General features: G+C 65.4%; 24 protein-coding genes and 1 pseudogene. 24 read left to right on the top strand and 1 reads right to left on the bottom strand.

All coding sequences use genetic code 11. From position 1 onward, the window contains the following. Window positions 1-666 precede the first annotated feature (666 nt). The 23 genes and pseudogenes from rpsJ (at window position 667) to map (ending at window position 13256) form a co-directional block, all read left to right on the top strand. Window positions 667-975: a 30S ribosomal protein S10 gene (gene rpsJ, locus EZE58_RS01515; RefSeq protein ID WP_009379191.1), complete on the top strand. Its 309-nt coding sequence runs from the start codon at window positions 667-669 to the stop codon at window positions 973-975. A gap of 11 nt (window positions 976-986) precedes the next feature. Beyond that, window positions 987-1661 carry a 50S ribosomal protein L3 gene (gene rplC / locus EZE58_RS01510; RefSeq protein ID WP_009379192.1) on the top strand — a complete coding sequence of 225 codons (675 nt, stop codon included), beginning with the start codon at window positions 987-989 and terminating at the stop codon, window positions 1659-1661. 5 nt (window positions 1662-1666) lie between these two features. Beyond that, window positions 1667-2320, top strand: a complete 654-nt coding sequence (rplD, locus tag EZE58_RS01505; protein ID WP_009379193.1) for a 50S ribosomal protein L4 — start codon at window positions 1667-1669, stop codon at window positions 2318-2320. Next, window positions 2317-2616, top strand: coding sequence for a 50S ribosomal protein L23 (rplW, locus tag EZE58_RS01500; protein WP_009379194.1), 300 nt, complete (start codon window positions 2317-2319; stop codon window positions 2614-2616). The genes rplD and rplW overlap by 4 nt, the downstream gene beginning before the upstream one ends. A 30-nt stretch (window positions 2617-2646) precedes the next feature. Next, entirely contained in the window at window positions 2647-3483 is an 837-nt protein-coding gene (gene rplB / locus EZE58_RS01495; RefSeq protein WP_009379195.1) for a 50S ribosomal protein L2, read from the top strand. A gap of 15 nt (window positions 3484-3498) precedes the next feature. Continuing rightward, complete coding sequence (gene rpsS / locus EZE58_RS01490; protein ID WP_009379196.1) at window positions 3499-3780, top strand: 30S ribosomal protein S19; 282 nt, start codon at window positions 3499-3501, stop codon at window positions 3778-3780. 40 nt (window positions 3781-3820) lie between these two features. Beyond that, complete coding sequence (rplV, locus tag EZE58_RS01485) at window positions 3821-4207, top strand: 50S ribosomal protein L22 (RefSeq protein WP_009379197.1); 387 nt, start codon at window positions 3821-3823, stop codon at window positions 4205-4207. Then, on the top strand, window positions 4207-5022 hold the full coding sequence (rpsC, locus tag EZE58_RS01480; protein WP_009379198.1) for a 30S ribosomal protein S3: 816 nt from the start codon (window positions 4207-4209) through the stop codon (window positions 5020-5022). Before rplV ends, rpsC begins: the two co-directional genes overlap by 1 nt. 3 nt (window positions 5023-5025) lie before the next feature. Next, on the top strand, window positions 5026-5442 hold the full coding sequence (gene rplP, locus EZE58_RS01475) for a 50S ribosomal protein L16 (RefSeq protein ID WP_009379199.1): 417 nt from the start codon (window positions 5026-5028) through the stop codon (window positions 5440-5442). A 2-nt stretch (window positions 5443-5444) separates the two neighbouring features. Then, a pseudogene (gene rpmC / locus EZE58_RS01470) lies at window positions 5445-5660 on the top strand (50S ribosomal protein L29); the annotation flags it as partial. Window positions 5661-5695: 35 nt separating this feature from the next. After that, window positions 5696-5983: a 30S ribosomal protein S17 gene (gene rpsQ / locus EZE58_RS01465; protein WP_063249169.1), complete on the top strand. Its 288-nt coding sequence runs from the start codon at window positions 5696-5698 to the stop codon at window positions 5981-5983. Window positions 5984-6134: 151 nt separating this feature from the next. Continuing rightward, entirely contained in the window at window positions 6135-6503 is a 369-nt protein-coding gene (rplN, locus tag EZE58_RS01460; RefSeq protein WP_009379205.1) for a 50S ribosomal protein L14, read from the top strand. Between the two features lie 2 nt (window positions 6504-6505). Next, window positions 6506-6874 carry a 50S ribosomal protein L24 gene (gene rplX, locus EZE58_RS01455; protein WP_009379207.1) on the top strand — a complete coding sequence of 123 codons (369 nt, stop codon included), beginning with the start codon at window positions 6506-6508 and terminating at the stop codon, window positions 6872-6874. Continuing rightward, window positions 6874-7443, top strand: a complete 570-nt coding sequence (rplE, locus tag EZE58_RS01450; RefSeq protein WP_009379209.1) for a 50S ribosomal protein L5 — start codon at window positions 6874-6876, stop codon at window positions 7441-7443. The genes rplX and rplE overlap by 1 nt, the downstream gene beginning before the upstream one ends. A 70-nt stretch (window positions 7444-7513) precedes the next feature. Further along, entirely contained in the window at window positions 7514-7912 is a 399-nt protein-coding gene (gene rpsH / locus EZE58_RS01445; protein WP_009379210.1) for a 30S ribosomal protein S8, read from the top strand. Between the two features lie 17 nt (window positions 7913-7929). Next, the gene (gene rplF / locus EZE58_RS01440) at window positions 7930-8466 is read left to right on the top strand and encodes a 50S ribosomal protein L6 (RefSeq protein ID WP_009379212.1); all 537 of its coding nucleotides are present in this window, start codon (window positions 7930-7932) and stop codon (window positions 8464-8466) included. A gap of 2 nt (window positions 8467-8468) precedes the next feature. Further along, on the top strand, window positions 8469-8849 hold the full coding sequence (gene rplR, locus EZE58_RS01435) for a 50S ribosomal protein L18 (RefSeq protein WP_009379213.1): 381 nt from the start codon (window positions 8469-8471) through the stop codon (window positions 8847-8849). Then, on the top strand, window positions 8846-9514 hold the full coding sequence (rpsE, locus tag EZE58_RS01430; protein ID WP_063249168.1) for a 30S ribosomal protein S5: 669 nt from the start codon (window positions 8846-8848) through the stop codon (window positions 9512-9514). Before rplR ends, rpsE begins: the two co-directional genes overlap by 4 nt. Continuing rightward, entirely contained in the window at window positions 9514-9696 is a 183-nt protein-coding gene (gene rpmD, locus EZE58_RS01425; RefSeq protein ID WP_009379218.1) for a 50S ribosomal protein L30, read from the top strand. Before rpsE ends, rpmD begins: the two co-directional genes overlap by 1 nt. A 1-nt stretch (window position 9697) precedes the next feature. Then, window positions 9698-10150, top strand: coding sequence for a 50S ribosomal protein L15 (rplO, locus tag EZE58_RS01420; protein WP_009379220.1), 453 nt, complete (start codon window positions 9698-9700; stop codon window positions 10148-10150). A gap of 314 nt (window positions 10151-10464) precedes the next feature. Further along, window positions 10465-11766: a preprotein translocase subunit SecY gene (gene secY, locus EZE58_RS01415; RefSeq protein WP_009379221.1), complete on the top strand. Its 1302-nt coding sequence runs from the start codon at window positions 10465-10467 to the stop codon at window positions 11764-11766. A 90-nt stretch (window positions 11767-11856) separates the two neighbouring features. Next, a complete protein-coding gene (locus EZE58_RS01410) occupies window positions 11857-12423 on the top strand; it encodes an adenylate kinase (RefSeq protein WP_009379223.1) in 567 nt (188 codons plus the stop codon). After that, complete coding sequence (gene map / locus EZE58_RS01405) at window positions 12420-13256, top strand: type I methionyl aminopeptidase (RefSeq protein WP_167559657.1); 837 nt, start codon at window positions 12420-12422, stop codon at window positions 13254-13256. Before EZE58_RS01410 ends, map begins: the two co-directional genes overlap by 4 nt. A 63-nt stretch (window positions 13257-13319) precedes the next feature. Here the strand turns inward: map and EZE58_RS01400 are convergent, their stop codons facing one another. After that, window positions 13320-13565, bottom strand: a complete 246-nt coding sequence (locus EZE58_RS01400) for a hypothetical protein (RefSeq protein WP_009379229.1) — start codon at window positions 13563-13565, stop codon at window positions 13320-13322. A 145-nt stretch (window positions 13566-13710) separates the two neighbouring features. Between EZE58_RS01400 and EZE58_RS01395 the strand changes: the two genes are divergently transcribed. Continuing rightward, entirely contained in the window at window positions 13711-14556 is an 846-nt protein-coding gene (locus EZE58_RS01395; RefSeq protein WP_167559655.1) for a PaaX family transcriptional regulator, read from the top strand. Window positions 14557-14599: the final 43 nt, after the last annotated feature.

The raw sequence follows: 14599 nt of genomic DNA, 5'->3' as shown, positions 1-14599 counted from the left end.
GCAGCGCCGAACCAACCCGTGTGTGGTCGATAAACCGAGGCGAATCGGCGATTTCGGCGTATTTACCTCGGTTTATCGACCACTCACGGGCCGGTCAGCTTGCGAGTCCTCGGTTTTGCGACCACTCACGGGACGGTGAGCTTGCGAGTCCACGGTTCTTCGACCACAGACGCGACTTCGGGCCGAAAGAACCCCGACGGAGGCATCGCGGACTGGTGAGTCAGTCGGGCGCGAGCTGCGCTCTTCGGGACGGAAGAAGTTCGGGGCTGAGACCCTTCTCACTCGTGGGGGTCGGCGGCGGGGGAGCCGGAGTGGTTCGCTGAGACTTCTCTCACAAGCGAGAAGCCCGGAATTGCGCGGGACACCGGGACTGTGACAAGATGGTCAGGTTGCGTTTCGGGTGTTGACCCCTGCACTGCGGCCTTCGGCCGCGAACAGCCCGGAACACTATCGGATCGATGAATCTGCTTCACTGCGGGTTCGGACCGAGCAGCCAATGAGTAGAAGCGCCGTCGGACCGCGCGAGGAAATCGAAGGATTTCTCCGCAAGGAACAGCCGACACGCCCGACCGCGGGGGCCGGTCATAGTCAGCCGGCACAGACCACGCCCGAGCATTCTCGGGTGATGGTTGATGGCCGGAAGGAACTGAAGAAAGAGACGACGCCATGGCGGGACAGAAGATCCGCATCCGGCTCAAGTCGTACGACCACGCTGTGATCGACAGTGCTGCACGCAAGATCGTGGACACCGTCACTCGCGCTGGTGCGACTGTTGTGGGCCCCGTGCCGTTGCCGACGGAGAAGAACGTGTACTGCGTCATCCGTTCGCCGCACAAGTACAAGGACAGCCGTGAGCACTTCGAGATGCGCACGCACAAGCGTCTGATCGACATCGTCGATCCGACGCCGAAGGCAGTCGATTCGCTCATGCGTCTCGACCTCGCTGACGACGTCAACATCGAGATCAAGCTCTAAGGGAGGGAAAAATGGCGAACACTCGTTCCTCAGCTCTCCCGACCACCCGCAAGGTCAAGGGCCTTCTGGGTACCAAGCTGGGCATGACCCAGGTGTGGGATGAGCAGAACAAGCTCGTGCCGGTGACCGTTGTGGCCACCGGAAACAACGTTGTCACCCAGATCCGCGACGAGGAAACCGATGGTTACCCCGCCGTGCAGATCGCATTCGGCGAGATCGACCCGCGCAAGGTCAACAAGCCGACCGCAGGTCACTTCGAGAAGGCCGGCGTGACCCCGCGTCGCCACCTCGTCGAGCTGCGCACCGCTGACGCCGGCGAGTACTCGCTCGGCCAGGAGCTCGGTGTCGACACGTTCGAGGCCGGAGTCAAGGTCGACGTCACCGCGAAGACCAAGGGCAAGGGCACCGCCGGTGTCATGAAGCGCCACGGCTTCGCCGGTGTCGGCGCCTCGCACGGTGCTCACCGCAACCACCGCAAGCCCGGTTCGATCGGTGGAGCGGCTACGCCGGGTCGCGTGTTCAAGGGCATGCGCATGGCCGGCCGCATGGGTGCCGTCAAGCACACCACCCAGAACCTCACGATCCACGCCGTGGACCCCGAGAACAACTTCCTGCTCATCAAGGGCGCCGTTCCCGGCCCCAAGGGCGCCGTCGTTCTCGTTCGCTCGGCCGCGAAGGAGGCCTGAACGATATGTCTGATGTCAAGACAGTCGACGTCGTCGATGCCACCGGTGCGAAGACCGGCTCGGTCGACCTGCCTGCCGAGGTCTTCGGCGTGCAGACGAACGTGCCGCTCATCCACCAGGTCGTCGTCGCGCAGCTCGCTGCTGCCCGTCAGGGCACGCACAAGACCAAGACCCGCTCCGAAGTTCGCGGCGGCGGTCGCAAGCCCTACCGTCAGAAGGGAACCGGCAACGCCCGTCAGGGTTCGATCCGCGCTCCCCAGTACAACGGCGGTGGAATCGTGCACGGTCCGGTGCCGCGCGACTACTCGCAGCGGACGCCGAAGAAGATGAAGGCCGCCGCCCTGCGCGGTGCCCTCTCCGACCGCGCACGCCTCGATCAGGTCTTCGTCGTGAAGAACCTCATCACCGGCGACGCCCCGTCGACCAAGCAGGCGAAGCTCGCGCTCGCCGGCCTCTCCGACCGGAAGAACACCCTCGTGGTGCTCGACCGCGACGACGAGGTCACCTACCTCAGCGTGCGCAACCTGCCCCACGTCCACGTGCTCACCTCCGATCAGCTCAACACCTACGATGTGCTGATCGCCGATGACATCGTGTTCACCGAGGCAGCTCTTGCCGCGTTCCTGGGCGGAAACCGCAATTCGGAGGACGCATCATGAGTCTCAACTTCAAGGATCCGCGCGACATCATCATCGCGCCGGTCGTCTCGGAAAAGACCTACAGCCTGATGGACGAAGGCAAGTACACCTTCATCGTCGATCAGCGCTCGAACAAGACCGAGATCAAGAACGCCATTGAATCGATCTTCGATGTGCAGGTCGCCAAGGTGAACACCCTGAACCGTCAGGGCAAGCGCCGTCGCACCCGCACCGGCTGGGGGAAGCGCAAGGACACCAAGCGTGCCATCGTCGCCCTCAAGGACGGATCGATCGACATCTTCGGTGGATCGCTCTAAGCGATCCTTCGCCAGAGAAGGACAAGACTCATGGGAATCCGCAAGCACAAGCCGACGACCCCGGGCCGCCGTGGCTCTTCGGTCGCCGACTTCGTCGAAGTGACCCGGTCGACGCCGGAGAAGTCGCTTCTGCGCCCGCTGCCCAAGCGCGGCGGCCGCAACAACCAGGGACGCGTGACCACCCGCCATCAGGGCGGCGGACACAAGCGCCAGTACCGTGTCATCGACTTCCGTCGCCATGACAAGGACGGCGTGCCCGCCAAGGTCGCACACATCGAATACGACCCGAACCGCACCGCGCGCATCGCCCTCCTGCACTACGCAGACGGTGAGAAGCGCTACATCATCGCCCCGCACAACCTCAAGCAGGGCGCACAGGTGGAAGCGGGACCGGGCGCCGACATCAAGCCGGGCAACAACCTCGCCCTGCGCAACATCCCGGTCGGCACCGTCGTCCACGCCGTCGAGCTCCGCCCCGGTGGCGGCGCGAAGATCGCCCGCTCTGCCGGTTCGTCCGTGCAGCTCGTCGCGAAGTACGGCCGTTTCGCTCAGCTGCGGATGCCTTCGGGCGAGATCCGCAACGTCGACGCCCGCTGCCGTGCCACGGTCGGCGAGGTCGGCAACGCCGAGCAGTCGAACATCAACTGGGGCAAGGCAGGCCGCATGCGCTGGAAGGGCAAGCGCCCGACCGTCCGCGGTGTTGTGATGAACCCGGTCGACCACCCGCACGGCGGTGGCGAGGGCAAGACCTCCGGTGGTCGTCACCCGGTCAGCCCTTGGGGTCAGCCAGAAGGCCGCACTCGCCGGCCGAAGAAAGAGAGCGACAAGTACATCGTGCGCCGTCGCCGGACCGGCAAGAAGCGCTGATTGGAGTACTGACTTATGCCTCGTAGCCTCAAGAAGGGTCCTTTCGTCGATGAGCACCTGTACCAGAAGGTCGCTCGTCAGAACGAAAAGGGCACCAAGAACGTAATCAAGACATGGTCGCGTCGCTCGATGATCATCCCGGACTTCCTGGGACACACCATCGCCGTTCACGACGGACGCAAGCACGTGCCGGTCTTCATCACTGAAGCGATGGTCGGGCACAAGCTCGGCGAGTTCGCACCCACACGGACGTTCCGTGGCCACGAAAAGGACGATCGCAAGGGTCGCCGCCGCTGAGGCGGGGGACTCTCGATCTTAGACAAGAGAGAAGGAAGCGATGGAAGCCAAGGCTAAGGCGCGTTACCTGCGCGTCACGCCTCGCAAGGCTCGGCGCGTCATCGACCTCATTCGTGGTCAGCAGGCGACCGAAGCACTTGCAGTGTTGAAGTTTGCAGAACAGTCCGCATCCGATCCGATCTACAAGCTCGTCGCCTCGGGCATCGCCAATGCGCGTGTCAAGGCCGACGAGGAGGGCCTTGCGTTCGACGAGAACGACCTGGTCATCTCGGAGGCGTTCGTGGACGAAGGACCGACCATGAAGCGGTTCCGCCCGCGTGCTCAGGGACGTGCGTTCCGCATCGAGAAGCGCACCAGCCACGTCACCGTGGTCCTGGCCAGCGGCGATGACCTGCCTCAGCGCAAGAGCCGGAAGGGGAACCGCTAATGGGCCAGAAGATCAATCCGAACGGATTCCGACTCGGAATCACCACGGACCACAAGTCGAAGTGGTTCGCTGACTCGACCAAGCCGGGGCAGCGCTACAGCGACTACGTGCTCGAAGACGTCAAGATCCGTCAGATGATGACCAAGGGCCTCGAGCGGGCCGGCATCTCGAAGGTCAACATCGAGCGCACCCGTGACCGTGTCCGCGTCGACATCCACACCGCCCGTCCGGGCATCGTCATCGGACGTCGCGGCGCCGAAGCCGACCGCATCCGCGGTCAGCTCGAGAAGCTCACCGGCAAGCAGATCCAGCTCAACATCCTCGAGGTGAAGAACCCCGAGATCGACGCTCAGCTCGTCGCTCAGGGTGTTGCCGAGCAGCTCGCGAGCCGTGTGGCGTTCCGCCGTGCGATGCGCAAGGCGATCCAGTCGGCGCAGCGCGCCGGTGCCAAGGGCATCCGCGTGCAGTGCTCGGGTCGTCTCGGCGGCGCCGAGATGAGCCGGTCGGAGTTCTACCGCGAAGGCCGTGTGCCCCTGCACACCCTGCGCGCGAACATCGACTACGGATTCCACGAGGCGCACACCACCTTCGGACGCATCGGCGTCAAGGTGTGGATCTACAAGGGCGACATGACCGACAAGGAGCTTGCCGCCGAGCAGGCGAAGGCTCCTGCTGCCCGCGGCCCCCGTGGTCGTGGACGCGGTCGTGGCGGCCGTGGCCGCGGTCAGGAAGGCGGAGCCCGCCGGAACGACTCGGCCCGTACCACTGAGAACAGCGCCGAGGCCCCCGCGGCTGAGGCCGGAACGGAGGGCTGAGACATGTTGATCCCTCGTCGAGTGAAGTACCGCAAGCAGCACCACCCCAAGCGGGGCGGCGCCGCCAAGGGTGGCACGACGGTGGCCTTCGGTGACTACGGCATCCAGGCCCTCGAGCCGGCCTACGTCACCAACAGGCAGATCGAAGCCGCACGTATTGCCATGACGCGCTACATCAAGCGCGGTGGCAAGGTGTGGATCAACATCTACCCTGACCGACCGCTGACGAAGAAGCCCGCCGAGACCCGCATGGGTTCCGGTAAGGGCTCTCCCGAGTGGTGGGTCGCCAATGTCAAGCCGGGACGGGTCATGTTCGAACTCGCCGGCGTGTCCGAGGAAGTTGCTCGCGAGGCCCTGCGCCTGGCGATCCACAAGCTTCCGCTCAAGGCCCGCATCGTGGCCCGCGAAGGTGGTGAGTGAGCATGGCAATCGGTTCGAAGAACCTGTCCATGGACGCGCTTGACGGTTTCGACAACGAGCGTCTGGCAGAGGAGCTCAAGAAGGCCAAGGCCGAGCTGTTCAATCTGCGTTTCCAGTCGGCCACCGGCCAGCTGGAGAGCCACGGCCGCCTCAAGGCTGTGCGTCGCGACATCGCTCGTATCTACACCGTGCTCAACGAGCGGGAGCTGGACATCCGTCCGAACCCCGCTGATGCGAAGGAAGAGGACAAGTGATGGCGGAGACCACCAAGCCCGAGGCGACGACCCCCGAGCGCAACTCCCGCAAGACTGCGCGTGGCTACGTCGTGTCCGACAAGATGGACAAGACCATCGTCGTCGAGATCGAGGAGCGCATGAAGCACCGCCTCTACGGCAAGGTCATGCGCAAGTCGGTCAAGATCAAGGCTCATGACGAGGAGAACACCGCCGGTATCGGCGACCTCGTCGTCGTGGCCGAAACGCGGCCGGTCTCGGCCGCAAAGCGCTGGCGGCTCGTCGAGATCGTCGAACGAGCCAAGTAAAGCCGGCGTCGCCCCTCCCTCCTGGTCCCGCCCATGGTCTCGTCCGCGAGACCATGGGCGGCTACCGGGAACGGGGTGAGTATGTCAATGAATCCGTTCCGCAAGGCTCGCAGCACCATCGTGAGAACCAGCGCGACGACAGGAGAAAACAGTGATTCAGCAAGAGTCGCGACTCAAAGTCGCCGACAACACCGGAGCCAAGGAGATCCTGGCCATCAGGATCCTCGGCGGTTCCGGTCGGCGCTACGCCTCGATCGGTGACACCATCGTGGCCACCGTCAAAGACGCAATCCCCGGCGGCAATGTGAAGAAGGGTGACGTCGTCAAGGCCGTCATCGTCCGCACCGCCAAGGAACGCCGTCGTCCGGACGGCTCCTACATCAAGTTCGACGAGAATGCAGCAGTCATCCTCAAGAACGATGGGGAACCGCGCGGCACCCGCATCTTCGGACCCGTGGGACGCGAATTGCGTGACAAGAAGTTCATGAAGATCGTCTCCCTGGCACCGGAGGTGTTGTGAGCATGGCGAACAAGCTCAAGATCAAGAAAGGCGACCTCGTCCAGGTGATCGCAGGTGCCCGTCAGTCGCGCGGCGGCGATCGTGGGAAGCAGGGCAAGGTCCTTGCCGTCTACCCCGAGCGCAACCGCGTCCTCGTCGAGGGCGTCAACCGCGTGATCAAGCACAAGAAGGCAACCCAGACTCAGGCCGGCGGCACCGCCGGTGGCCGTGAGACTCACGAAGCCCCCATCCATGTGTCCAACGTGGCGCTCGTTGATCCCAAGGACAACAAGCCGACCCGCGTCGGATACCGCGAGGAGAAGGTCGAGCGGGACGGTCGCACCAAGACCGTCCGCGTCCGCTACTCGCGTCGCACCGGGGAGGAGATCTGATGACGGAGACAAGCACGAACCGTCCGGCGCCGCGCCTCAAGCAGGTCTACCGCGATGAGATCGTCGGTAAGCTCCAGGACGAATTCGACTACGCGAACCCGATGCAGGTTCCCGGCCTGACCAAGGTCGTCGTGAACATGGGTGTGGGTGACGCTGCGCGTGACTCGAAGCTCATCGAAGGTGCGATCAACGACCTCACCCTCATCACCGGCCAGAAGCCGGTCGTGACCCGGGCGAAGAAGTCGATCGCCCAGTTCAAGCTGCGCGAGGGCCAGCCCATCGGTGCGCACGTGACCATGCGCGGCGCCCGCATGTGGGAGTTCGTCGACCGTGTCATCTCCCTGGCGCTTCCGCGCATCCGCGACTTCCGCGGACTCTCGGACCGTCAGTTCGACGGCAACGGCAACTACACCTTCGGTCTCACGGAGCAGTCGATGTTCCACGAGATCGACCAGGATCGCATCGATCGCGTCCGCGGTATGGACATCACCGTCGTCACGACCGCCAAGACCGACGATGAGGGACGTGCTCTGCTGCGTCACCTCGGGTTCCCGTTCAAGACCAAATGATCTCTACGTTGCAGGTCCAAGCGCGCACGTCGCGGGCGGAAACCGTAACGAGGAAGGGCATGAGCCCACAATGACAATGACTGATCCAGTCGCAGACATGCTCACGCGTCTGCGCAACGCCAACTCGGCTTACCACGAGGACGTCAGCATGCCGTTCTCGAAGCTGAAGTCGAACATCGCCGAGATCCTCAAGGAGGAAGGCTACATCACCGGGTGGAGCGTCGAAGACGCGACCGTCGGGAAGACCCTTCGCCTCGATCTCAAGTTCGGCCCCAACCGTGAGCGTTCGATCGCCGGCCTCCGCCGTGTGTCGAAGCCCGGGCTGCGCGTCTACGCGAAGTCGACCAACCTGCCGAAGGTCCTCGGTGGACTCGGCATCGCCATCCTGTCGACGTCCTCAGGTCTCCTGACCGATCGACAGGCCGCCAAGAAGGGTGTGGGTGGGGAAGTCCTCGCCTACGTCTGGTAAGGAAAGGAGAGAAGAGCATGTCACGCATTGGCAAGAACCCGATCTCCGTTCCCTCTGGTGTCGAGGTGAAGATCGACGGCCAGGATGTCGCCGTCAAGGGACCCAAGGGCGAACTGTCCGTGACCATCGCCGAGCCGATCACCGTGTCGCTCGAGGATGGCGTCGTGACCGTGGCCCGTCCTGACGACGAGCGCGAATCGCGTTCGCTCCACGGACTGTCCCGCACCCTGATCAACAACATGATCATCGGTGTCACCGATGGCTACTCCAAGGGCCTCGAGATCGTCGGCACCGGCTACCGTGTGCAGGCGAAGGGATCGAACCTCGAGTTCGCTCTCGGCTACAGCCACTCGATCACCGTCGAACCGCCGGAGGGCATCTCGTTCACCGTCGAAGGACAGAACAAGGTGGCCGTCCACGGCATCGACAAGCAGCTGGTCGGCGAGACCGCTGCGAACATCCGGAAGCTGCGCAAGCCTGAGCCGTACAAGGGCAAGGGTGTGCGCTACGCCGGCGAGAACGTCCGTCGCAAGGTCGGAAAGGCTGGTAAGTAGAGATGGCCTTTGGCAAGAAGGAAAGCTACGGCAAGGGCAGGGCAGCTGCTCGCAAGCGTCGTCACGCTCGTCTGCGCAAGCACGTCAGCGGCACGGCCGAGCGCCCGCGTCTCTCAGTGACCCGTTCCACGCGCCACGTCTTCGTCCAGGTCATCGACGACACCGTCGGCAAGACCCTGGCATCGGCGTCCACCATGGAAGCCGAGCTGCGCGCACTCGAAGCAGACAAGACCGGCAAGGCCCGCAAGGTCGGCGAGCTGGTTGCTCAGCGCGCCAAGGAAGCCGGCGTCGAGGCCGTCGTGTTCGACCGTGGAGGCAACGCCTACCACGGCCGAGTGCAGGCCATCGCCGAAGGTGCCCGTGAAGGAGGATTGGCCCTATGAGCACTGAAGAGAACAAGGAATCGCAGGAGACTGCGGAGAACCGCGGCGGCGACAGCCGCGGCGGTGACAACCGCGGCGGACGCGGCCAGGGTCGCGGACGCGGCGAAGGCCGTGGACGCGGCGGTCGAGGAGACCGCGAGGAGAAGAGCCAGTTCATCGAGCACGTCGTCACGATCAACCGCGTGTCGAAGGTCGTCAAGGGTGGACGTCGGTTCTCCTTCACCGCCCTCGTCGTCGTCGGTGACGGAGACGGCATGGTCGGCATGGGCTACGGCAAGGCGAAGGAAGTCCCCGCCGCGATCGCGAAGGGTGTCGAGGAGGCGAAGAAGAACTTCTTCCGCGTCCCCCGCATCCAGAAGACGATCCCTCACCCCGTCCAGGGTGAGGAAGCGGCAGGCGTCGTCCTGCTCCGCCCGGCCGCTCCGGGTACCGGCGTCATCGCCGGTGGTCCGGTCCGCGCCGTGCTCGATGCCGCCGGCGTCCAGGACATCCTGTCCAAGTCGCTGGGTTCGTCGAACGCGATCAACATCGTCCACGCTGCGATCAAGGCTCTGCAGAACCTTGAGCGTCCCGAGGAAGTCGCGGCCCGCCGCGGCCTGCCCGTCGACGAGGTCGCTCCGCACGCTCTCCTGCGTGCGGCCGCCGAAAGCGGGGCGAAGTCCTGATGGCGAAGCTCAAGGTTACTCAGAAGAAGTCCGAGATCGGCGGCAAGCAGAACCAGCGTGATTCGCTGCGTTCGCTCGGCCTCAAGCGGATCAACGATGTGGTGGTGCACGAGGATCGTCCGGAGATCCGGGGAATGATCAACGTCGTGCGTCACCTTGTGACTGTGGAAGAGGTGGACTGATATGGCGAACAACGACGCACTCAAGCTCCACGATCTCCGTCCGGCCCCGGGCGCCAAGACCGCGAAGACCCGCGTGGGTCGCGGTGAGGGCTCGAAGGGCAAGACCGCCGGACGCGGAACCAAGGGCACGAAGGCCCGCTACCAGGTTCCGCACGGCTTCGAGGGCGGCCAGACGCCGATGCACATGCGTCTGCCGAAGCTGCGTGGGTTCAAGAACCCCGCGAAGGTGACCTTCCAGGTCGTCAACCTCGATAAGCTGTCGGCACTGTTCCCGGAAGGCGGCGACGTCACCGTCGCCGATCTGGTCGCCAAGGGCGCTGTGCGCCCGAAGCAGCCGGTCAAGGTTCTGGGCACGGGCGAGATCACTGTGGCGATCAACATCACCGCAGACAAGTTCTCGGGCTCCGCGCTCGAGAAGATCAAGGCTGCGGGCGGCAACGCCACCGAGGCCTGATCCGTTCGGCGCCCTGCGCTGAGTCGGACCACGGCTGAGAGGGGACGGTCACTTCGGTGACCGTCCCCTTCGTCGTCCCTGCGCACCCAGCCACCGCCTCGGCGGGGGAGCGGGGACACCATCGCCGAGGCGGCACCCGGCACCCGCGGAGACCCCGGTCACGGCGGGGCGGGGAGAACGGCGAGAAACCGGGGGAGAGGGGCCCGCCCGGTTTCGGTCTGGACCCTCGACCCTGGTAGTCTTTTGCAGGTATTTGTCTCATTCGCCAGGTCGTGACAGCGACCCTGACTTCCATCCCCCACTGAGGAGGACGCTTGATCGGCGCAATTCGGAGGGCCTTCACCACGCCTGACCTGAGGAACAAACTCCTCTTCACCCTGGGCATCATCGTCATCTTCCGACTGGGCTCGTTCATCCCCTCGCCCGGCATCGACTACACGAAGGTCCAGGAGTGCGTGGCCTCCCCGCAGCTGAACTCCGGCGGGTTCGCGATGATCAACCTCTTCAGCGGCGGCGCCCTGCTCCAGCTGTCGATCTTCGCTCTCGGCATCATGCCCTACATCACGGCGAGCATCATCGTCCAGCTGCTGCGCGTCGTCATCCCGCGCTTCGAGGCCCTCCACAAGGAAGGCGCCTCCGGCCAGGCGAAGCTCACCCAGTACACGCGCTACCTCACGATCGGTCTCGCGGTCCTCAACTCGACGACACTGGTCGCCACCGTGGAGTCGGGTGCGCTCTTCGGCAACATCCAGGGCTGCACCGACCTCATCGTCAACAACGAATGGTGGGGTCTGGCGATCCTCGTCCTCACGCTCACGGCCGGCACCGGTCTGATCATGTGGCTCGGCGAGCAGATCACCGAGCACGGCGTCGGCAACGGCATGTCGATCCTCATCTTCACCTCCGTCGCCTCGGCGTTCCCCTCCTCGCTCGGGGCGATCCTCAGCGAGCAGGGCATCGACGTCTTCCTCATCGTCATCGCCGTCGGACTCGTCCTCGTCGCCCTCGTCGTCTTCGTCGAGCAGTCGCAGCGACGCATCCCCGTCCAGTACGCCAAGCGCATGGTCGGGCGCCGTATGTTCGGCGGCACGTCGACGTACATTCCGATCAAGGTCAACATGGCCGGCGTCATCCCGGTCATCTTCGCCTCCTCGGTCCTCTACCTGCCGAGCCTCATCGCTCAGTTCTTCGACCCGCAGACGGGCTGGGTCGAGTGGATCAACACGTACTTCACGCGCGGCGACCACCCGATCTACATCGCCGCCTACGCGGTGCTCGTCATCTTCTTCTCCTACTTCTACGTCGCGATCACCTTCAACCCGGAGGAAGTCGCGGACAACATGAAGAAGTACGGCGGCTTCATCCCCGGCATCCGCGCCGGCCGCCCCACCGCCGACTACCTGAGCTTCGTGCTCAGCCGGATCAACTTCCCCGGATCGCTCTACCTCGCGTTCGTCGCGCTCATCCCGCTCATCGCCCTGGTCCTCATCAACGCGAACCAGAACTTCCCGTTCGGCGGCACGTCGCTGCTCATCATCGTGGGAGTCGGCCTCGAGACGGTCAAGCAGATCGACGCCCAGATGCAGCAGCGCCACTACGAGGGCCTGCTGCGCTGATCCCGCGCCACCACGAGGGCCTCCGGCGCCGCACCGGCGTCGGTCACGGCCCTGGAAGCACAGACCGATCACGGTCTGGGAAGGACAGATATGAGTTCACGCATCATCCTCATCGGCCCGCCCGGAGCGGGCAAGGGCACCCAGGCGGCACGGCTGGCCGAGGCCCTGAGCATCCCTGCGATCTCCACCGGTGACATCTTCCGCGCCAACGTCAAGGGGGAGACGGAGCTCGGCAAGCTCGCCAAGCGCTACATGGATGCCGGGGAGTACGTCCCCGACGAGGTGACGAACAAGATGGTCGCCGATCGTCTCAGCCAGGACGACGCACGTGAGGGCTTCCTCCTCGACGGCTACCCGCGCACCGCTGCGCAGGTCGCCGAACTCGACAGGATGCTCGCCGAGGCGGGCACCGAGCTCTCCGGCGTCGTCGAGCTCACCGCCGACACCGACGAGGTCGTCGCCCGTCTGCTCGCGCGCGCGGAGAAGGAAGGGCGCAGCGACGACAGCGAGGACGTCATCCGCCACCGCCTCGACGTCTACGCCGAGCAGACCCAGCCGCTGACCGACATCTACCGCGAACGCGGGCTCCTGCGCGAGGTCGACGGCCTCGGCGAGGTCGCCGAGATCACCGACCGCATCCTCGCCGCCCTGCGATGATCTTCGGTCCGCGGATCGAGCTCAAGTCCCCCGCCGAGCTCGTGCGGATGCATTGGGCCGGCCTGGTCACCAGGGCGGCTCTCGATGCGGCCCGTGCGGCCGCGGTGCCGGGGGCCACGACCGCGGAGGTCGACGCGGCAGCCGAACGCGCGATCGCGGACGCCGGAGCGACGTCGAACTTCAAGGGCTATCAGGGGTTCCCCGCGGTCCTCTGCATCTCCGTCAACGAGGAGATCGTCCACGGGATCCCCGGGAAGCGTGTCCTGGAGCGCGGGGACCTCGTCTCCATCGACGGCGGGGCGATCGTCGAGGGATTCCACGGCGATTCCGCGTTCACGATGGTCGTCGGCGGGGACGACGCCGGCACCGAGGCGGACCGTGCCCTCTCCCGTGCCACTGAAGGCGCGATGTGGGCGGGCATCGCGGCGTTCGCGACGGGGACGAAGGTGAGCGACATCGGGGACGCCATCGACGACTACGTCACCGAGGCGGCGCCTGCGCTCGGCCTCGTCGAGGAGTTCACCGGGCACGGCATCGGCACGGCCATGCACATGGCACCCGAGGTGCTCAACTACCGGGCGAAGTCGAACGGCCCGAAGATCCGGCCCGGAATGTGCCTGGCCATCGAGCCGATGCTCACCGCCGGCAGCCCCGAGACTGTGACGCTCGCCGATGACTGGACCGTCGTCACGGCCGACGGTTCCCGGGCCAGCCACTGGGAGCACAGTGTCGCCCGGCACGCAGACGGGGTCTGGGTGCTCACCGCGGAAGACGGCGGCGCGGCCGGGCTCGCCCCGTACGGGATCGAGCCGGTGCCGCCCGCGGGCAGCTGACCCGTCACCTCGTCGCCGAGAGGGGCGGCTCCGGGCCTCGAGGGGAGGCAGGGGTGGACCGGATCAGGCGGCCGCGTCGACTCGGGTCCGCTTGCCGGCGGCAGCGTAGCCGAGGTAGCTGGCGACGAAGACGCCGGAGAACGTCATCGCCCCGAGCGCGAACATCCACGCGGCGGTGTCGAGGATCCCGGCTCCGACGATCTGGAAGATCGCGAACGCGAGGAACGTCGCGATTCCTCCGGCGATTGCGGCGGTCGTGCGGGCCTGGTGGTAGGTGCGCAGGGTCTGGGTGTGCTTCTCATCGTCCATGACTGACCTCTCTTCACATCGGCGCAGGTGGGGAAGCGTTCCGAGCAGAGGGAACATCCCCGGATCCGCGGGGGCTGACTGCCTGCTCTCAAGGTACGATCAGGCTGTGGGCCGAGTCCAAGATGTCACGAAACGGAGCTCAGATGTGGGCGATCGCTACCGGCTGACCAGGATCACCTTCGACGTGATCTCCGTCTTCGGGTGTCTGCGCGCGAGCGCCGTGCCCGGTCCGATCATCGTGCGCATCCTCGCCGACCACGGGTATTCGGCCTCAAGCGTGCACAACCAGCTCACCCGCATGGTCCAGCGCGAGCTCGTCAGCGCCGAGCGCCGAGGCCGGGTGACCCTCTACCGTCTGCGCGAACGCATCCTCTCCCAGTTCCACGACATCGGCGGAGAGCGGACGGCGCCGGAGTTCGACGGGCATTTCCACGCCGCGATCTACACGATCCCTGAGGCCTCCCGCCAGCTGCGCGACCGCTTCCAGTACTCGGCGCGGATGCTCGGGTACCGGCAGCTGCGGTCGGGTCTGCTCATCGGCTTCCACGACCATGCCCGTGCTCTCGTCGCGCAGCTGCCGAAGATGACGAACGGCGGCTGGTACGAGTTCACGCGCCTCGTCCCTGACGACCTCGAGTCCGCGAAACGGCTGACGGCCATCGCCTTCGACCTCGACTGTGCACGCACGGAGATCGAGACCCTCGAGGCCGAACTCGCGCTCCTCGCCGGAGAACAGGGCAGACCGGGCACCGGGCTGCCGGAGCTGCCGATCGGCCGGTTCTTCGACCTCTACTTCCGGGTCGGTCGCGCGGTGATGGAGAATCCGCTGCTGCCTGTCGACCTCGTCGGCGAGGAGCAGCCGTCACAGCGGTTCCGGGCCGTCATGGACCGCTGCAACCTCGAGTACTACCTCCGCTACGACCAGCAGGTCCGGGAGGCTGCGGCGGAAAGCCCCTCCCACGACCTCGTCGACTGGCTGCCCGAGGGCTGATCCGGGCCGATCCCTCAGCCCTCGGTGCCTCGACCCTCGTTGA

Source organism: Brevibacterium sp. LS14 (assembly GCF_012027885.1).
Classification (GTDB): domain Bacteria; phylum Actinomycetota; class Actinomycetes; order Actinomycetales; family Brevibacteriaceae; genus Brevibacterium; species Brevibacterium casei.
The sequence above is the reverse complement of the archived record's forward strand: the minus strand, read 5'-3'. Positions and strand labels throughout refer to the sequence as shown.